At 60.4% G+C, this 16953-nt stretch carries 15 protein-coding genes and 1 pseudogene; 15 read left to right on the top strand and 1 reads right to left on the bottom strand.

What is annotated here, in order from left to right; translation table 11 throughout:
* Nucleotides 1–3: 3 nt before the first annotated feature.
* The 3 genes from ybaK (at nt 4) to thrC (ending at nt 2381) form a co-directional block, all read left to right on the top strand.
* Complete coding sequence (gene ybaK / locus AXE86_RS02820) at nt 4–489, top strand: Cys-tRNA(Pro) deacylase (protein WP_039981064.1); 486 nt, start codon at nt 4–6, stop codon at nt 487–489.
* Between the two features lie 145 nt (nt 490–634).
* Nucleotides 635–784 (top strand): secretion protein HlyD, encoded by a 150-nt coding sequence (locus AXE86_RS13045; protein ID WP_071884711.1) that lies wholly within the window; start codon nt 635–637, stop codon nt 782–784.
* Between the two features lie 103 nt (nt 785–887).
* Nucleotides 888–2381 carry a threonine synthase gene (gene thrC, locus AXE86_RS02815; RefSeq protein WP_198145282.1) on the top strand — a complete coding sequence of 498 codons (1494 nt, stop codon included), beginning with the start codon at nt 888–890 and terminating at the stop codon, nt 2379–2381.
* On the opposite strand, the pseudogene AXE86_RS13040 reads toward thrC, so the two are convergent.
* Nucleotides 2381–2512, bottom strand: a pseudogene (locus AXE86_RS13040) (secretion protein HlyD); the annotation flags it as partial. The gene thrC and the pseudogene AXE86_RS13040 sit on opposite strands and share 1 nt — an antisense overlap.
* 162 nt (nt 2513–2674) lie before the next feature.
* Here AXE86_RS13040 and pckA point away from each other — a divergent pair.
* From pckA to murG, 12 genes are all read left to right on the top strand, one after another.
* Nucleotides 2675–4294, top strand: a complete 1620-nt coding sequence (pckA, locus tag AXE86_RS02810) for a phosphoenolpyruvate carboxykinase (ATP) (RefSeq protein ID WP_061944452.1) — start codon at nt 2675–2677, stop codon at nt 4292–4294.
* A 236-nt stretch (nt 4295–4530) separates the two neighbouring features.
* Nucleotides 4531–6597, top strand: a complete 2067-nt coding sequence (gene recG, locus AXE86_RS02805) for an ATP-dependent DNA helicase RecG (RefSeq protein ID WP_061944450.1) — start codon at nt 4531–4533, stop codon at nt 6595–6597.
* Nucleotides 6598–6667: 70 nt separating this feature from the next.
* On the top strand, nt 6668–7456 hold the full coding sequence (dapB, locus tag AXE86_RS02800; protein WP_050342958.1) for a 4-hydroxy-tetrahydrodipicolinate reductase: 789 nt from the start codon (nt 6668–6670) through the stop codon (nt 7454–7456).
* Between the two features lie 10 nt (nt 7457–7466).
* Nucleotides 7467–8498 carry an aspartate-semialdehyde dehydrogenase gene (locus tag AXE86_RS02795; RefSeq protein ID WP_061944447.1) on the top strand — a complete coding sequence of 344 codons (1032 nt, stop codon included), beginning with the start codon at nt 7467–7469 and terminating at the stop codon, nt 8496–8498.
* A gap of 254 nt (nt 8499–8752) precedes the next feature.
* Nucleotides 8753–9196 carry a division/cell wall cluster transcriptional repressor MraZ gene (gene mraZ, locus AXE86_RS02790; RefSeq protein WP_009442987.1) on the top strand — a complete coding sequence of 148 codons (444 nt, stop codon included), beginning with the start codon at nt 8753–8755 and terminating at the stop codon, nt 9194–9196.
* Nucleotides 9193–10134, top strand: a complete 942-nt coding sequence (gene rsmH, locus AXE86_RS02785; RefSeq protein ID WP_009442986.1) for a 16S rRNA (cytosine(1402)-N(4))-methyltransferase RsmH — start codon at nt 9193–9195, stop codon at nt 10132–10134. The genes mraZ and rsmH overlap by 4 nt, the downstream gene beginning before the upstream one ends.
* 12 nt (nt 10135–10146) lie before the next feature.
* Complete coding sequence (locus AXE86_RS02780; RefSeq protein WP_009442985.1) at nt 10147–10515, top strand: cell division protein FtsL; 369 nt, start codon at nt 10147–10149, stop codon at nt 10513–10515.
* 6 nt (nt 10516–10521) lie between these two features.
* Nucleotides 10522–12012, top strand: coding sequence for a UDP-N-acetylmuramoyl-L-alanyl-D-glutamate--2,6-diaminopimelate ligase (locus AXE86_RS02775; protein WP_061944444.1), 1491 nt, complete (start codon nt 10522–10524; stop codon nt 12010–12012).
* Nucleotides 12009–13415 carry a UDP-N-acetylmuramoyl-tripeptide--D-alanyl-D-alanine ligase gene (locus tag AXE86_RS02770; protein ID WP_061944441.1) on the top strand — a complete coding sequence of 469 codons (1407 nt, stop codon included), beginning with the start codon at nt 12009–12011 and terminating at the stop codon, nt 13413–13415. The genes AXE86_RS02775 and AXE86_RS02770 overlap by 4 nt, the downstream gene beginning before the upstream one ends.
* Entirely contained in the window at nt 13415–14401 is a 987-nt protein-coding gene (gene mraY, locus AXE86_RS02765) for a phospho-N-acetylmuramoyl-pentapeptide-transferase (RefSeq protein WP_061944438.1), read from the top strand. The genes AXE86_RS02770 and mraY overlap by 1 nt, the downstream gene beginning before the upstream one ends.
* A gap of 52 nt (nt 14402–14453) precedes the next feature.
* Nucleotides 14454–15836: a UDP-N-acetylmuramoyl-L-alanine--D-glutamate ligase gene (gene murD, locus AXE86_RS02760; RefSeq protein ID WP_061944435.1), complete on the top strand. Its 1383-nt coding sequence runs from the start codon at nt 14454–14456 to the stop codon at nt 15834–15836.
* Entirely contained in the window at nt 15833–16948 is a 1116-nt protein-coding gene (gene murG, locus AXE86_RS02755; RefSeq protein ID WP_061944432.1) for an undecaprenyldiphospho-muramoylpentapeptide beta-N-acetylglucosaminyltransferase, read from the top strand. Before murD ends, murG begins: the two co-directional genes overlap by 4 nt.
* Nucleotides 16949–16953 lie beyond the last annotated feature (5 nt).

Below are 16953 nucleotides of genomic sequence, written 5' to 3'. Positions count from 1 at the left end.
GAAATGGCAAAAAAGAAAGTGCAAAAGACGAATGCGGCACGGATTCTGGACAGGCTCGGCATCGACTATGACCTGCTGACCTATCCCGTCGATGAGAACGATCTCTCGGCGAATCACGTCGCGGAGGTGACAGGCATCCCGCCCGAGCGCATCTATAAGACGCTCGTGGTGCGCGGTGACCGCATGGGCGTGTTCATGGCGGTCATCCCGGGCGCGGGGGAGCTTGACCTGAAGGCTGCCGCCGCCGCAAGCGGCAACAAGCGCGCGGAGATGGTGCATCTGAAGGAAGTCTTTGACCTCACGGGCTACGTGCGCGGCGGATGTTCTCCGCTCGGCGCGAAGAAAAGCTATCCCGTCTACTGCGATGACAGCATGATGCAGCAGGAGCGCATTTGTGTGAGCGCGGGGCGGCGTGGCGAGCAGCTCTCGCTCCTGCCCGCCGATCTCATTCGTGCGGCCGAGGCACAGACGGCACATCTCGCACGCTAAGGAATCACTGATAAAATGAGGTCTGCCAGATTGGCGTAGATTTTTTCGTCCGAACGAGGTGGAAAACCGGACGCAGAGTGGTGCTCTGTGGAGGATTTTCCGCCGAAGTGCGGGAAAAAAAGATGCGCTGGGAAGTACTGATAAAATAAAGTCCGTCGAATTGGTGCAGATTTTTTGTCCTGTCAAGGAGACAAACCGGACGCATAGCAGAGGCTATGTGGAGGATTTGTCGACACAGACAGGGCGAAAAAGATGTACTAAGACGGCGGTGCTGAGTTTATCAGTACTTCCCTAAGATGGTCGTACCGAATTTATCAGTGCTTCCTTAAGCACGACAACATCGCCCAAAACACGAATCATAGTATAGCACAGATGCAGGGCAATGCCCAAATGAAAGGATGTATACAATGGATTACTTCAGCACGCGCGGAGGCGCGGAGCGTGTTTCCTCTGCTGCGGCGATTCTCAAGGGGCTTGCCTCGGACGGCGGGCTGTTTGTGCCTGCGTCATTTCCGCAGATGCCGCTTTCCGCCATCGAGGAACTGGCGAGCCTCTCATACGAGGAGCGTGCCGTACACATCCTGCGCCTTTTTTTGACGGACTATACGGAGAAGGAAATCGAGGGCTGCGTGCGCCGCGCCTATGGGCAGACGTTTGACGATGTGCGCCGTGCCCCTGTGACGTCGGTCGGTGATCTCGAGGTGCTCGAACTCTGGCATGGCCCGACGAGCGCCTTCAAGGACATGGCACTCCAGCTTCTCCCGCAGCTGATGAGCACGGCGCGCGTGAAGCAGGGGGAGAAGGACACGATTCTCATCCTTGTCGCCACCTCGGGCGATACGGGCAAGGCGGCACTCGAAGGTTTTGCTGATGCCGAGGGAATCCGCATCATGGTGTTCTACCCCGACGGCGGCGTCAGCCCCATCCAGCGACTTCAGATGGTGACGCAGGCGGGAGACAATGTCCGCGTCATGGCCGTACGCGGCAACTTTGACGATGCCCAGCGCGGCGTGAAGGAGATCTTCGGCGATGCGGCGATGGCAGCGGAGCTCGCCGCTGCCCATACAAAACTCTCCTCAGCGAACTCCATCAACTGGGGGCGCCTTGTCCCGCAGATCGTCTATTACTTCAGTGCCTACGCCGATCTCCTCGCGGCGCAGAAGATTCAGGCAGGCGACGCTGTGAACTTCACCGTGCCGACGGGGAACTTCGGCAACATCCTCGCAGGCTACTATGCAAAGCGCATGGGACTGCCCGTGGGCAAACTCGTCTGTGCATCCAACGAGAACAATGTGCTCACGGACTTCCTGCAGACAGGCATCTATGATCGAAGGCGCGAGTTCCATCAGACGATGTCGCCGTCGATGGACATCCTCATATCGAGCAATCTCGAGCGCCTGCTCTATCATCTGACGGAGGATACGGCACAGGTCGATGCATGGATGAGGTCGCTTGCGGAGGAGGGTGTGTACGACGCGAGCATGATTCTTCCTGCACTTCGCGAGAATTTCTGGGCGGGATTTGCAGACGATGGAGAGACGACAGAGGAGATACGTCAGATCTACGAGCATACGCGGTATACACTTGACCCGCACACAGCGGTTGCCTATCGTACGGCAGAGAGCTATCGCCGTGAGACGGGCGATCTGCGCCCGATGATCGTGCTCTCCACCGCAAGCCCATATAAATTCGGCACGAGTGTCCTGCATGCGATCGGTGCGGATGTAGAGACACGGGATGACTTCGCTCAGATGGAGTGCCTGCATGAGCACAGCGGTATGCCGATTCCGCCGCGCCTTGCCGCACTGCGTACGGCACCTGTCCGTCATGAGGAGGTCTGCGAAAAGGACGGGATGCGCGACACCGTGCTGGACTTTGCACGTAGCGTTTGAGGAAGCACTGATAAACTCAGCACCGCCGTCTTAGTATATCTTTTTCGCCCTGTCTGTGCCCTAGAATCCTCCACATAGCTTTGGCTATGCGTCCGGTTTGTCTTCTTGACAGGACAAAAAATCTGCACCAATCCAAGGGACTGTTTTATCAGCGATTCCTTGAATCGCGGAATTTTTTCACAATAAAAGAGGGTTTTTCGTATTTATGTAGAATTGTGACAGAGTGTGAGATGAGAGAAAAAATCACTCATCCCGCATCCATGACGCCAATCTTTTGGAAGGAAGAGGTAACTATGGCAACAATTGATCTGACACAGTATGGTATCACGGGGACGACGGAGATTGTCCACAATCCAGACTACGATCAGCTGTTCCGCGAGGAACTGCGCCCTGATCTCGAGGGCTATGAGCGCGGACAGGTCACGAATATGAAGGATGCCGTCAACGTCATGACGGGCATCTATACGGGACGTTCGCCGAAGGACAAATACATCGTGGATGACGAGACATCGCACGATACAGTGTGGTGGACATCCGACGCCTACAAGAACGACAACCATCGCGCCTCACAGAAAGCGTGGAACTCTGTTCGTGAAATTGCCATCCGCGAACTCTGCAACAAGCGCCTTTTCGTTGTTGATGCGTTCTGTGGTGCCAACGAAAATACCCGCATGGCCGTCCGCTTCATCGTCGAAGTGCCTTGGCAGGCGCATTTCGTGACGAATATGTTCATTCGTCCGACGGCAGAGGAGCTCGAGAACTTCAAGCCCGATTTCGTGGTCTACAATGCGGCAAAGGCGCGCGTCATGCACTTCGGCGATCTTGGCCTGAACTCCGAGACGGCGGTCATGTTCAACCTCACGAGCCGTGAGCAGATCATCGTCAATACGTGGTATGGCGGCGAGATGAAAAAGGGTATGTTCTCGATGATGAACTACTATCTCCCGCTGAAGGGCATCGCCTCCATGCACTGCTCGGCAAATACGGATATGAATGGCGAGAATACGACGCTGTTCTTCGGCCTCTCCGGTACAGGCAAGACGACGCTCTCGACGGATCCCGAGTGCCTGCTGATTGGCGATGATGAGCATGGCTGGGATGATGAGGGAATCTTCAACTATGAGGGCGGCTGCTATGCAAAGGTCATCAACCTTGATCCCAAGGCAGAGCCGGACATCTACAACGCCATCCGCCGCAACGCTCTTCTTGAGAATGTGACGGTTGATCTCGCTGGACATGTGGACTTTGCGGATAAGACCGTGACCGAGAATACGCGCGTCTCCTATCCGATTGATCACATCGAGCACATCGTGCTGGGCAAGGTCGCGAAGAAGTCAGCGGGTCCTCATGCAAAGCACGTCATCTTCCTCTCTGCCGACGCATTCGGCGTGCTGCCGCCCGTCTCGATCCTGACGCCGGAGCAGACGAAGTACTACTTCCTCTCGGGCTTCACGTCGAAACTCGCGGGCACGGAGCGCGGCATCACCGAGCCGACCCCGACGTTCTCCGCGTGCTTTGGACAGGCGTTCCTCGAACTCCATCCGGCAAAGTATGCGCATGAGCTCGTCCGCAAGATGCAGGAGCACGGCTCGTGTGCTTACCTCGTCAATACGGGGTGGAACGGTACGGGCAAGCGCATCTCCATTCAGGATACGCGCGGCATCATCCACGCAATCCAGAACGGTGCGATTGACAGTGCGCCGACGAAGAAGCTCCCGTACTTCGACTTCGAGATCCCGACGGGGCTGCCGGGCGTCGATCCGAAGATTCTCGACCCGCGCGACACCTATGCAAGCCGCGTGGAGTGGGATGAGAAGGCAAAGGATCTGGCCGCACGCTTCATCAAGAACTTTGGTAAGTATGCAGGCAACGAGGACGCAGATGCGCTTGTCGCCGCAGGCCCTCAGCTCTGATGATTTCTTAGATATAAATGGAGGCTGCCGCAGAAATGCGGCAGCTTTTTTTAAAGGAAGCACTGATAAATTCAGCACCGTCGTCTTAGCACATCTTTTTCGCCCTGTCTGTGTCGACAAATCCTCCACATAGCTTTGGCTATGCGTCCGGTTTGTCTCCTTGACAGGACAAAAAATCTGTACCAATCCGACGAGCTTCATTTTATCAGCGATTCCTTAAAGAATGGAGGAAGCGCGTGAATCTGACGGACAGTGTGAATGCCGTGCGCGGCGTCGGCGTCAAGAAGGCGGCTCTCTTGGCGCGGCTCGGCGTACGGACGGTGTACGACCTCCTGACGTTCTATCCGCGTGCCTATGAGGATCAGAGCCGCATCACGCGCATCATGGATCTCGCGGCAGGGACGCGCGCGACCGTGCACGGCGTGATTCAGCAGGTGGTGGAGCGGCAGACGCGGCGACGCGGCTTTACCGTCCTTACGGCCCTCGTTGGTGATGGGACAGGGTATGCGCAGGCGGTCTGGTTCAATCAGCGCTTTTTGAAAGGTAAGCTGCGCGCAGGACAGCGCATTCTCCTCACGGGGAAGGTGGATTATGCCTATGGCGGAGGCGGGCAGATGGCATTCTCGTCCGTCACATCCTTTGCTTTGCTCGGATCGCAGGAGGACGCCACGGCGCATCTCGGTATTCTGCCGGTCTATGCGGCGACGGAGGGTCTGACCCAGAAACAGCTGCGGCAGATGACGGCGGATGTGCTCGCACATGCGGGCGAGGCGCTGATGGAGACTCTGCCGGAGCAGATTCGGGCGGAGTATCATCTGATTGGGCGCGCAGCGGCATTTCGTCAGATTCACTTTCCAAAGGATACGGAGGAGCTCGCAGCGGCACGGCGGCGGCTCGCCTTTGAGGAGCTCTACCTCATCCAGTGCGGGCTGCTCGCGCTCAAAAAACAGACGGCGGAGCACGAGGAGGGGATTGCCCACCGGGCGAACGGTGCGCTCATTGCGCGTGTACGCGATGCGCTTCCCTTTGCCCTGACCGAGGATCAGGAGAAGGTCTGGGCGGAGATCTCGCGCGATATGGAGGCTCCGCTGCCCATGCGCCGCCTCGTACAGGGGGACGTTGGCTCGGGCAAGACGGCGATTGCGCTCCTTGCCCTCGTCAAGACAGTGGAGAGCGGCTGTCAGGGCGCGCTGATGGCACCGACGGAGATTCTTGCGCGCCAGCACTATGACGGCCTGCGGGAGCTCCTGACGCCGCTCGGCATCCGCGTGGGCTTCCTCTCGGGGCGGCTCACAAAGAAGGAGCATACGGAGGTGCTGTCCGCTCTCGCCGCACATGAGATCGACATCATCATCGGAACGCACGCGCTGATTCAGGAAGGGGTGGCGTTTGACAGCCTCGGACTCGTGGTGACGGATGAGCAGCATCGTTTCGGCGTGGCACAGCGCTCCGCGCTCGAAAAAAAGAGCGGCGTCGTGCCCGATGTCCTCGTCATGACGGCGACGCCAATCCCGCGGACGATGACGCTGACGGTCTACGGCGATCTGGATGTCTCGCGCATCGAGCATCTGCCGCCGGGACGACAGCCCATCCGTACATTCCTGCGCGATGAGACGGCGCGGGTGAAGATCTACGCCTTCGTCCGCCGCGAGATCGAGCGTGGGCGGCAGGCGTATGTCGTCTGCCCCCTCATTGAGGCAAATGAGGAGAGCGATCTGCCGTCGGCAGAGGAAGTTTACAATGAACTCTCACGCGGCTCTTTTTGCGGCATCCGCTGCGGGCTTGTCCATGGACGCCTGAAGGCAGCAGATAAGGAGGCGGTGATGCGCGGCTTCTACGCAGGGGAGATCAAGCTGCTCGTGGCGACGACCGTGATCGAGGTGGGCGTTAATGTGCCGAACGCGACGGTTCTCGTGGTCGAGCACGCGGAGCGGTTCGGGCTTGCCCAGCTGCATCAGCTGCGTGGCCGTGTGGGGCGCGGCAGTGATGCGTCCTACTGCATCCTCATTGCGGGGCGGCAGGTAGCAGGGGCGGAGCGGCTGCGCGTGATTGAGAAGACGAGCGACGGCTTTCGTCTGGCGGAGGAGGATCTGCGGCTGCGTGGCCCGGGGCAGTTCTTCGGGGCGATGCAGCATGGGCTGGGCGATTTGAAGATCGCCGACGTGCTCGCTGACATGGATTTGCTTCTCCTCGCGCGGCGTGCCGCACTGGCAACCGTCGATGATCCTGCGGCACTCGATTTTGTCCGTCCGGCACTCCTGCAGCAGTATCGCGAGCAGTTTGAGCACATACGGGAGGTATGAGTGTATTCCTTGACAGCGGTGGATTCTCTGCGATAGAATAGGACAGATGATAACATAGGAGGGGATTGCCTTGACAAATGTTTTGGTCAATGGTGCCTGCGGACGCATGGGACGCGCAGTGCTGAAAGCCGTGATCGAGGATCCGGAGCTGACGCTTGTCGGTGCGGTGGACATCAATGCGTGCGGCGACAGCGGCGAACTCGCAGGGCTGACGAAGAACGGCGTGCTCGTGGAGACCGACCTCGCGGCAGCACTCGACCGCCTGCATCCGGACGTGATGATCGACTTCACACGCCCCGATGTCGTCTATCAGAATGTGCTGCTGGCACTCACGCATAAAGTGTCACCCGTGGTTGGGACGACGGGCATCTCGGAGGAGCAGCAGCGGGAGATCAAGGCGGCGGCAGAGAAGAATGATACGCCGGCGTTTATCGCACCGAATTTTGCCATCGGCGCGGTGCTGATGATGCTGATGAGCCGCATGGCGGCGAAATACATGCCCGAGGTGGAGATCATCGAACTGCACCACGACAACAAGCTCGATGCACCCTCAGGCACAGCCGTGCGGACGGCGGAGATGATCGCCGAGATGCGCGAGGCGCATGAGCAGGGGCATCCTTGCGAGAAGGAGACGCTCGACGGTGCGCGCGGCGCGGACTTTGAGGGCATGCACATCCACAGCGTACGCCTGCCGGGCTATGTCGCACATCAGGAGGTCATCTTCGGCGGGCTCGGGCAGACCCTCACGATCCGCCACGACTCGATCAACCGTGAGTCGTTCATGCCGGGCGTCGTGCTCGCCGCGAAGAAGGTGCGCTCACTCACGTCGCTCACGGTCGGATTGGATAAGCTGCTGTAAGGGGAAGAATATGAAGAAATATCGCGTTGCAATACTCGGCGCAACGGGCGCGGTCGGACAGGAATTCCTGACACTCATCGAGGAGCGAAAGTTCCCGTTCTCGGAGCTGCGGCTGCTCGCGTCCAGCCGCTCCGCAGGGAAGAAAATCGCGTTTATGGGCAAGGAGTACACGGTGCAGGAGACGACGCCGGACTCCTTTGAGGGAATTGACATCGCGCTCTTTGCGGGCGGTGCGGCAAGCAAGGAGTTTGCTCCCCACGCCGTCAAGGCAGGGGCGATCGTCATCGACAACTCGAGTGCCTTCCGCATGGACCCGGAGGTGCCGCTCGTCGTTCCCGAGGTCAACCCCGAGGCCATCAAGGCGCATAAGGGCATCATCGCGAACCCGAACTGCTCGACCATCATCATGGTCATGGGGCTGAAGCCGCTCTACGATATCGCGAAGATCCGCCGCATCGTCGTGTCGACCTATCAGGCGGTCTCCGGTGCGGGCAAGGAGGGCATGGCGGAGCTCGAGGAGCAGGTGGCAGCCCTCGCCTCCGGCAAAGAGCCCGTGGCAAAGGTTCTGCCCGTCGGCAAACTGCCGAAGCATTATCAGATCGCGTTCAACCTCATCCCGCAGATCGACGTCTTCAAGGACAACCTCTACACCAAAGAGGAAATGAAGATGATCGACGAGACAAAGAAGATCATGAGCGACGACAGTATGCGCATCACGGCGACGACGGTGCGCGTACCCGTCTACCGCAGCCACGCCGAGTCCGTCAACGTCGAGTTTGAGGACAAGGTGACGCTTGAGGCGGCGCGTGCGGCGATTGCGGCGTTTCCGGGCATCATCCTGCGCGACAACCCCGCAGAGCAGGAGTATCCGATGCCGCTCTTCACCTCGAACAAGTATGATGTGGAGATCGGCCGTCTGCGTTACGATGAGTCGCAGGAGAATACGCTGAACTTCTGGATCTGCGGCGACCAGATCCGCAAGGGCGCGGCACTCAATGCACTCCAGATCGCAGAATACATGATCGCACACGATCTCGTTTGAACGACAGCATAAAAAGGACTTGCTTCCAGTAGGAGGTAAGTCCTTTTTTATGTTTGTCTCATCTCCGAGAAATGGAAAGAAAGTCTTGTATATTAGGGCTTACAGAAGATTTCATCCATTGTATACCAAGAAAAACGAATGTGTGTTTTCTTGAAAAAAATGCCTGTTTTTGCTATAACTGTAGATAAAAGTGGTGAATTGTGGTGAATTGTGTCATATAGTGGCGATAGAATCCTGAAAGGTGGTGCGGCCGGATGTTCATGGGGGAGTATACCCACAGCATTGATGCCAAGGGCCGCGTCATCCTGCCTGCCGATTTTCGACAGGAACTCGGAGTCTCGTTCATCATCACCAAGGGCCTTGACGGCAGCCTGTTTCTCTTTCCTCAGGCAGCGTGGGATGAGTTCACGGCGAAGCTGCGGACGCTCTCGATTGCCGATCCGAATGCCCGCGCTTTTGTGCGCTTTTTTATCGCGGGGGCGCGGACGCTCGAATGTGATAAACAGGGGCGCTTCCTCGTGCCTGCCAATCTGCGTGACTATGCGGACATCGGGCTGAAGCAGGATGTGATCCTCACGGGCGCGGATACGCGCATCGAGGTCTGGGCGAAGGAGAAGTGGGCACGCTATGCAGGTGAGGTCGATCCGAACATCACGGAGATCTCGACGCAGCTGGCGGGCTACGGGATTACGATATGACAGAATTTCACCATGTGAGCGTCCTGCCGGAGGAGGTAGTGGCCGCGCTGAACGTCGTCCCCGGCGGCATCTATGTGGATGCGACGCTCGGCGGCGCGGGGCATGCACAGCGCATTGCCGCGCAGCTGTCGGAGCAGGGCCGCCTGATCGGCATCGATCAGGACGAGACGGCAATTGCCGCCGCGCGTGAGCGGCTGGCGGATGTCCGCTGTCAGGTCTCCCTCGTGCGGGATAACTTTCGCCATCTCACCGCGATCCTCGCGGCAGAGGGCGTTTCCTCCGTGGACGGCGCGCTCTTTGACCTCGGCGTGTCGTCGCCGCAGATCGATACGCCGGAGCGCGGCTTCTCCTATATGCAGGACGCACCGCTCGATATGCGCATGGATCAGAGAGCGCGGCGCAGTGCGTACGATGTGGTCAATACCTATACGGCGGAGCGGCTCACGGAGATTTTCTACACCTATGGAGAGGAACGCTGGGCAAAGCGCATTGCTTCCTTTATTGAAAAGGAGCGCCAGACGCATCCCATCACGACGACAGGAGACCTCGTTGCCGTGATTGACCGCGCTGTACCGAAGGAGGTGCGCGCGCGCGGCGGACATCCCGCCAAGCGAGTGTTTCAGGCACTCCGCATTGAGGTCAACGATGAACTCGGGATTTTGGAGGGGGCGCTGACAGCTGCCGTAGATGCCCTGAGGATAGGGGGACGGCTCGCGGTCATCACCTTTCACTCCCTCGAGGATCGCATCGTAAAGAATACACTGCGGCGGCTGGCACAGGGCTGCATCTGTCCGCCGCATACGCCGATCTGTGTCTGCGGGCATACGCCCGAGGTGCGGCTCATCGGTAAGGCGCGTGCGGCGAGTGCCGCCGAGTGCCGTGTGAATACGCGCGCGCGCAGTGCAAAGCTGCGTGTGGCAGAAAAGATCAAGCGATAGGAGGGAGCGCACATGTTGGCGCAGAAAGAAGAGTATCTCAGTCATGAGCCCGCGTCGGCTCCGACGGAGATGATGGAGCCCCCGAAGGAACCGCTGATTCGTCATGAACTGAATACGAATCTGCGGAACTGCCTGCGCGCCATTTTCTTCCTCATCGCATTCGGCGCCATGGTGGTGACGCTGCTCGGCGGCATCGGTGCACAGAGCGGCTACACCCTCCTCGAGACGCGCCAGAAAGCAGACCAACTGGAGCAGGAGAACGAGCGGCTCAAGATCGAGATCGCTCAGCTGAAATCGCCGTCGCGCATCGAGTCGATTGCTGTCGACCGGCTCGGAATGCGCGTGCCGCGCAATACGTATTTTTCGCATGAAGGGGAATGAGGTTCTATGACGAAGCGTTTGGAGGAACTCGCCGCACTCCTGCCGGGAGCGCGCATCGTGGGGGATGCGCAGACGGAGATTACGTCCATTGAGCGTGATTCGCGCAGGGCGAGGGAGGGCACACTCTTTGCCTGCATCGTCGGCGCGCACGTCGACGCACACAGCTTCATACCAGATGTGGCGCGGGCAGGAGCCCGCGCTGTTTTGACAGAGCGGGCCTCGGTGGATGTTCCCGCAGGGGTCGCCGTCCTCTACGTGCCGAATTTGGAGAAGGCGTTGGACACGATCGTCCCGTTCTTCTATGATTACCCGGCGCGTGCCATGCGTGTCGTCGGCATCACGGGGACGAACGGTAAGACGACGACGAGCTATCTCGTGCGCGCCATCCTGCGCCATGCGGGGCATCGTGTCGGGCTGATCGGGACGATCCAGGCGATGATCGAGGACGAGGTACTGCCGACGTCGAATACGACGCCTGACATCATCGTGCTTCAGCAGATGCTTGCCGAAATGCGCACGCGCGGCATGGATACGGTCGTCATGGAGGTATCCTCTCATGCGCTTGCACTCGGGCGCGTGGCAGGAATTGAGTTCGATACGGCGGTCTTTACGAATCTGACGCAAGATCATCTTGACTTCCATAAAACCATGGAGAACTATGCGCGCGCCAAGGCGCATCTCTTTGAGCTCGTGTCCGCCCCCGGTGCGAAGGAGGGCAAGACGGCGGTACTGAATGCGGATGATGCTGCATCGGAGACGATGCGCGCGCATACGCACTGTCCCGTCATCACCTATGGCGTTGACCATCCGGCCGATCTGACGGCACAGGATGTGCAGCTCGCGTGCGACGGCATGGAGCTGACGCTGATGCATGGCGGGAAACGCCTCTTTCATCTGCATACGGGCATCACGGGGCTGTTCAACGTGCACAATGTGCTCGCTGCCGTCGGTGCGAGCCTCGCCGAGCAAGTGGCAGCGACGGATATTGCCGCCGCACTCACGGCGTTTACGGGTGTGCCGGGACGGTTTGAGCTCGTGCGCGAGGGGCAGGATTTCGCTGTGATCGTGGACTATGCGCATACACCGGACGGGATGGAGAACGTTCTGCGCACGGCACGCGCGGTGACGAAGGGGCACATCATCGCCGTCTTTGGCTGCGGCGGCGACCGTGATCGGACGAAACGCCCCATCATGGGACGTATCGGTGCGGAGATGGCGGATATCGCCATTCTGACCTCGGACAATCCGCGCACGGAAGATCCCGCCGCGATTGTGGATGAGGTGGAGCGCGGCGTGCTCCCTGTGATTGGGGATAAACCGTACGAAAAGATCGTGGACCGCCGTACGGCGATCTTCCATGCCATAGGGCGCGCACAGGCGGGGGATACGGTTGTCATCCTCGGCAAGGGACATGAGACCTATCAGATTCTAAAGGACGGAACGATTCACTTCGACGACCGAGAGCAGGCGCGTGAGGCGATAAGGAGCAGGGCATGAGAAACGGACTGACATGGGACGAGATTTGCACGGCAACGGGTGCGTCTGTTCGTCGTGGGGGCGTCGCAGGGGATACGGTTCTGCCTATTACGACGGACACGCGCAAGGTCGTGGCGGGCGATCTCTTTGTCGCGCTGCGCGGGGAGCACTTTGACGGCACGGCGTTTGCGGCAGAGGCACTTGAACGCGGTGCAGCGGCGGTTCTCGTCGATCAGAAGACACCTGCGGCCGCACTGACGGCGCTCGATACGGCGCGCGGCGGCGTCCTCGTGGCAGAGGATACGCTCCGCGCCTATCAGGACATCGCGCACGCATGGCGCATGAAGTTCGACATCCCCGTCGTTGCGATTACGGGCTCGAACGGCAAGACTACGACGAAGGATCTCACGGCGGCGGTGCTCTCGGGGCGCGGCAAGGTCTGCCGTACGGCGGCAAACTACAACAATGAGGTCGGCCTGCCGCTGACCCTGCTCGGCATCACGCCGGAGGACACGGCGGCGGTCGTTGAGATCGGGATGCGTGGGATGGGGCAGATCGCAGCGCTCGCGCCGATCACCGCACCCTCGATCGGCATTGTAACGAATGTATGCGAGGTGCACATGGAGCTCCTCGGCTCGATCGAGAACATTGCCAAGGCAAAGGCGGAGCTGGTGACGGCGATTCCCGCCGGCGGCACAGTGATCCTCAACGCTGACGACCCACGTGTCGCGGCAATGCGCAGCAGTGCGGCGGATGGGGTGCGCGTCATGACGTATGGCATTTCCGCTGCTGCGGATGTGCGTGCCGAGGCACTGCAGTGCATGGCAGACGGCTCGCACTTCATGGTGACATGGGACGGCGAGCGTCATGAATACGCCATTCCTCTGCCGGGACGGCATAATGTCAGCAACGCGCTGGCGGCGCTCGCGGCGGGCTTTGTCCTCGGCATGACGCCACAGGAGATGCAGGTGGGACTGACCCACCTCACGGCGGAGAAGATGCGCTATGAGGTGCATCAGGTCGGCGCGTGGACACTGATCAACGACGCCTACAACGCCAGCCCCTCCTCGATGCGCGCGTCACTTGAGACGACAGCGGCACTCTACCCCGGGCGGCGCATTGCCGTGCTCGGGGATATGCTCGAGCTCGGCGCAGCGGCGGAGAAGGCACATCGTGACGTGGGCAGACGGGCGGCGGAGCTGGGGTTTGCCATGGTCGTGACCTATGGCAAACAGGCGCAGTGGACGCATGAGGCAGCAGAGGCGGCAGGCTGCCCGGCCTGTTATCATGCTGCCTCCCATGCCGATGCGGCGGCCTATCTGCGCAGCCAGCTCATGGACGGCGACACCGTCCTCTTTAAGGGCTCGCGCGGGATGCGCATGGAGCAGATCATCGCTGCATTGACGGGGGAGGGAGCGCACTGATGGAAGCCCTCCTCGAATCCCTGAGCCCACAGCTGCGTCTCCTGCTGTCCGCTGTGACGGCACTCGCCATCGTGCTCTTCAGCGGTGTGTATTTTCTGCCGCTCCTGCACCGCCTGAAATACGGGCAGAGCATCCGCGAGGAGGGGCCCGCGAGCCATCAGCAGAAGAGCGGCACGCCGACGATGGGCGGCGTGATGATCGTGCTCGCCGTGACCGCGGCAACGCTGCTCTTCGCACCGCTCACGGTGACGACGCTGCTCGCGCTCTTCATCTTTCTCGGGCATTTCCTACTCGGCTTTGCGGACGACTACATCAAGGTGGTCAAGAAGCGCAACCTCGGGCTGCGCGCCTATCAGAAGCTGCTCGGACAGCTCGGTATCGCCCTTGTCACCATCCTCATTGGGCGACATCTCCTCGGGCATGATACGAGCGTCTGGGTGCCCGTCCTCGGAACGTCGCTCGATATCGGCGCATGGTACTACGTCCTCGTCGTCTTCGTCCTCGTGGGCACGTCGAACGCAGTCAACCTGACGGATGGTCTCGATGGTCTGGCGGCGGGAACCGTGGCGGTCGCCGCACTCTTTTATGCAATGCTCCTCTATGGGACGGACAGCAGCCTGATGGCGTTTTCCGCCGCAATAATAGGTGCATGCGTCGGCTTTTTATGGTATAATCATCATCCGGCACGCATCTTTATGGGCGACACGGGCTCGCTCGCCCTCGGCGGTGCGCTTGCAGGCATAGCGATTCTCTCGCGGACGGAGGCACTCCTGCCCATCGTGGGCATCATCTTCGTCTGGGAGGCACTCTCCGTCATCCTGCAGGTCGCATCGTTCAAGACGCGCGGCAAGCGGATCTTCCGCATGAGCCCGATTCATCATCACTTCGAGCTCGGCGGCTGGCGCGAAACACGCGTGGTCTATACGTTCTGGGGCGTTGGTGCCCTCGGCGCATTGCTCGCGTGGGTACTTGTGCTCGTGTCGTAGCGCTCTGCGCTACGCAAACTTTTGAATGATTTACCAAGGGAGATATCGGGAATTGTCCTATCATAATCAGTCGGCACTCGTCATCGGCGCGGGTATCAGTGGATTTGCGGCGGCAAAGTATCTGGCGGCTCAGGGCGCACGGGTGGTGCTCTCGGACGCAAAGGACGAGACGGACGCCGAACGCGATCCGCTCACCCAGCAGCATATTGAGGATTTAAGGGCGCAGGGCATCACCTGCGTCTTTGGTGCACAAAGGGAAGAACTGCTCGGCGGGGTGGATCTCCTCGTCCTTTCCCCTGCCGTGCCCGAGCGCATCCCCCTCGTACAGGCGGCGCGCGCGCGCGGCATCCGCGTCACGACCGAGGTGGAGCTGGCGGGCGAGATCGCCCGTGCGCCGATCTGCGCCATCACGGGGACGAACGGCAAGACGACGACGACGACCCTGCTCGGCGAGCTTCTGCACGCGCATTTTCCTGTGGTCGGCGTCGGCGGCAACATCGGCGTTCCACTCATCGACGTGGCACAGGAGACGCCAGCCGAGGGAGCGATTGCCGCTGAGATCTCAAGCTATCAGATGGAAGCGACCACGCATTTTCATGCACACATTGTCGCGGAGCTGAACATCACGCCGGATCACATCGTGCGCCATGGCTCGATGGAGGTCTATCAGGCGATGAAGGAAAAGCTCTTTGCCGCGCAGACGGCGGAGGACTATCTCGTACTGAACGCCGATGATCCGCACACGCGCGGCATGGCAGAGCGCGCGGCGGGGCGCGTCTGCCTGTTCAGCCGCAGGGAGGAACTGGCGGAGGGGGCGTGCGTCCGTGCGGACGGCATGATCGTCATTCGCTGGGACGGTGCGGAGCACGTCCTGATTCCCGCCGATGAACTGGGCATCCCCGGTGCGCATAACGTGGAAAACGTACTCGCGGCGTCGGCGATGGCGCTCTTTGCCGGAGTGACGCCCGCGGAAATGTGCCCCGTTCTGCGCGCCTTCAAGGGCGTTGAGCACCGCATCGAGTTTGTGCGCGCACTCGCGGGGGTCAGCTACTACAACGACTCGAAGGCGACGAATACGGACTCCGCGATCAAGGCACTTGAGGCGTTCGACGGACACATCATCCTCATCGCGGGCGGCGACGACAAGCTGACCGATCTGGAGGAGTTTATGGAGCTTGTGCACGCGCGCGTCGATGAGCTGATCCTCGTCGGTGATGCGGCAGAGCGGTTTGCGGCGGCGGCACGGGATGCGGGCATTCCGGAGGAACAGATCCACTGTGTCGGCTATCATATGGAGAAGGCCGTGCATTTGGCGCGCGAGCTCGCAGTGGAGGGGCAGATCGTCCTCCTCTCGCCCGCCTGTGCGAGCTTTGATATGTATGGCGGCTACGAGGAGCGCGGGCGCGATTTCAAGAGGCTTGTGAACGAACTATGAACATCATCGTATCGGGCGGCGGCACGGGCGGTCACATCTACCCTGCACTCACGATTATCCGCGCGATCCAGCGGCGTGAGCCGGCGGCACGCATCCTCTACGTCGGTACCCCCCACGGTCTGGAGGCGGACATCGTGCCGCGCGAGGGGCTGAACTTCATCGCCGTCGATCTCGCGGGCTTCGAGCGGCATCTCTCGTTCGAGAATGTACTGCGGGCATGGCGTGCTGTGCGTGCCGTTGCGCGGGCGCGCGGCATCGTGCATGGCTTTCATCCCGATATCGCCATCGGGACGGGCGGCTACGTTGCGGGGCCGATTCTCCTCGCGGCGAGTCTCGCGGGCGTTCCGACGCTCGTGCAAGAGCAGAACGCCGTGGCGGGGGTGACGAACCGTATCCTCTCCCGTTTTGCGACGGCGATCGCCGTCGGGATGGAGGATGCGCGGCGCGTCTTTCCCGCGGAAAAGACCTACGTCACGGGCAACCCCATCCGTCCCGAGGTGCTCACAGCAACGCGGGCGGAGGGTGCGGCGGCGTTTGACTTTGATCCGTCGAAAAAGACGGTGCTCGTCTCGGGCGGCAGCCGTGGGGCGCGTACGATCAACCGTGCCATGGTCGAGGTAATCTGCCTCGCGGCGCAGCAGACAGAGGTGCAGTACCTCCACGTCACGGGCGCGGAGGAGTACGAGGATACGTGCGCGCGCATTCGCAATGCGGGCGTCGATGTATCGCAGTATCCACATTTGCGCGTTGTGCCGTATCTCTACAATATGCCGCAGGCGATGGCGATGGCGGACATTGCTGTCTTTCGCGCGGGGGCGACGGGGCTGGCGGAACTCGCGGCACGGGGGGTGCCCGCGATCCTCATCCCGTATCCGTATGCGGCGGAGAATCATCAGGAGAAGAATGCACGCGCCATGGAGGCGGCGGGCGCAGCTGAGGTGATCCTCAACCGCAGCCTCGACGGCACGGTGCTGTCGGCGGCACTTGACCGTCTGCTGGCCGACGACGCGCGCAGAGATGCGATGGCGGCGGCGATGAAACGCCTCGGAAAACCTGAGGCGGCAGAGGAAATTGCAGCACTCGCGCTGCGTATCGGAAAAAGAGAAGGGTGAATACG

It is taken from the genome of Selenomonas sp. oral taxon 136 (genome assembly GCF_001554015.1).
GTDB classification, from domain to species: domain Bacteria; phylum Bacillota; class Negativicutes; order Selenomonadales; family Selenomonadaceae; genus Centipeda; species Centipeda felix.
This window is presented reverse-complemented; position numbering and strand designations above follow the sequence as displayed.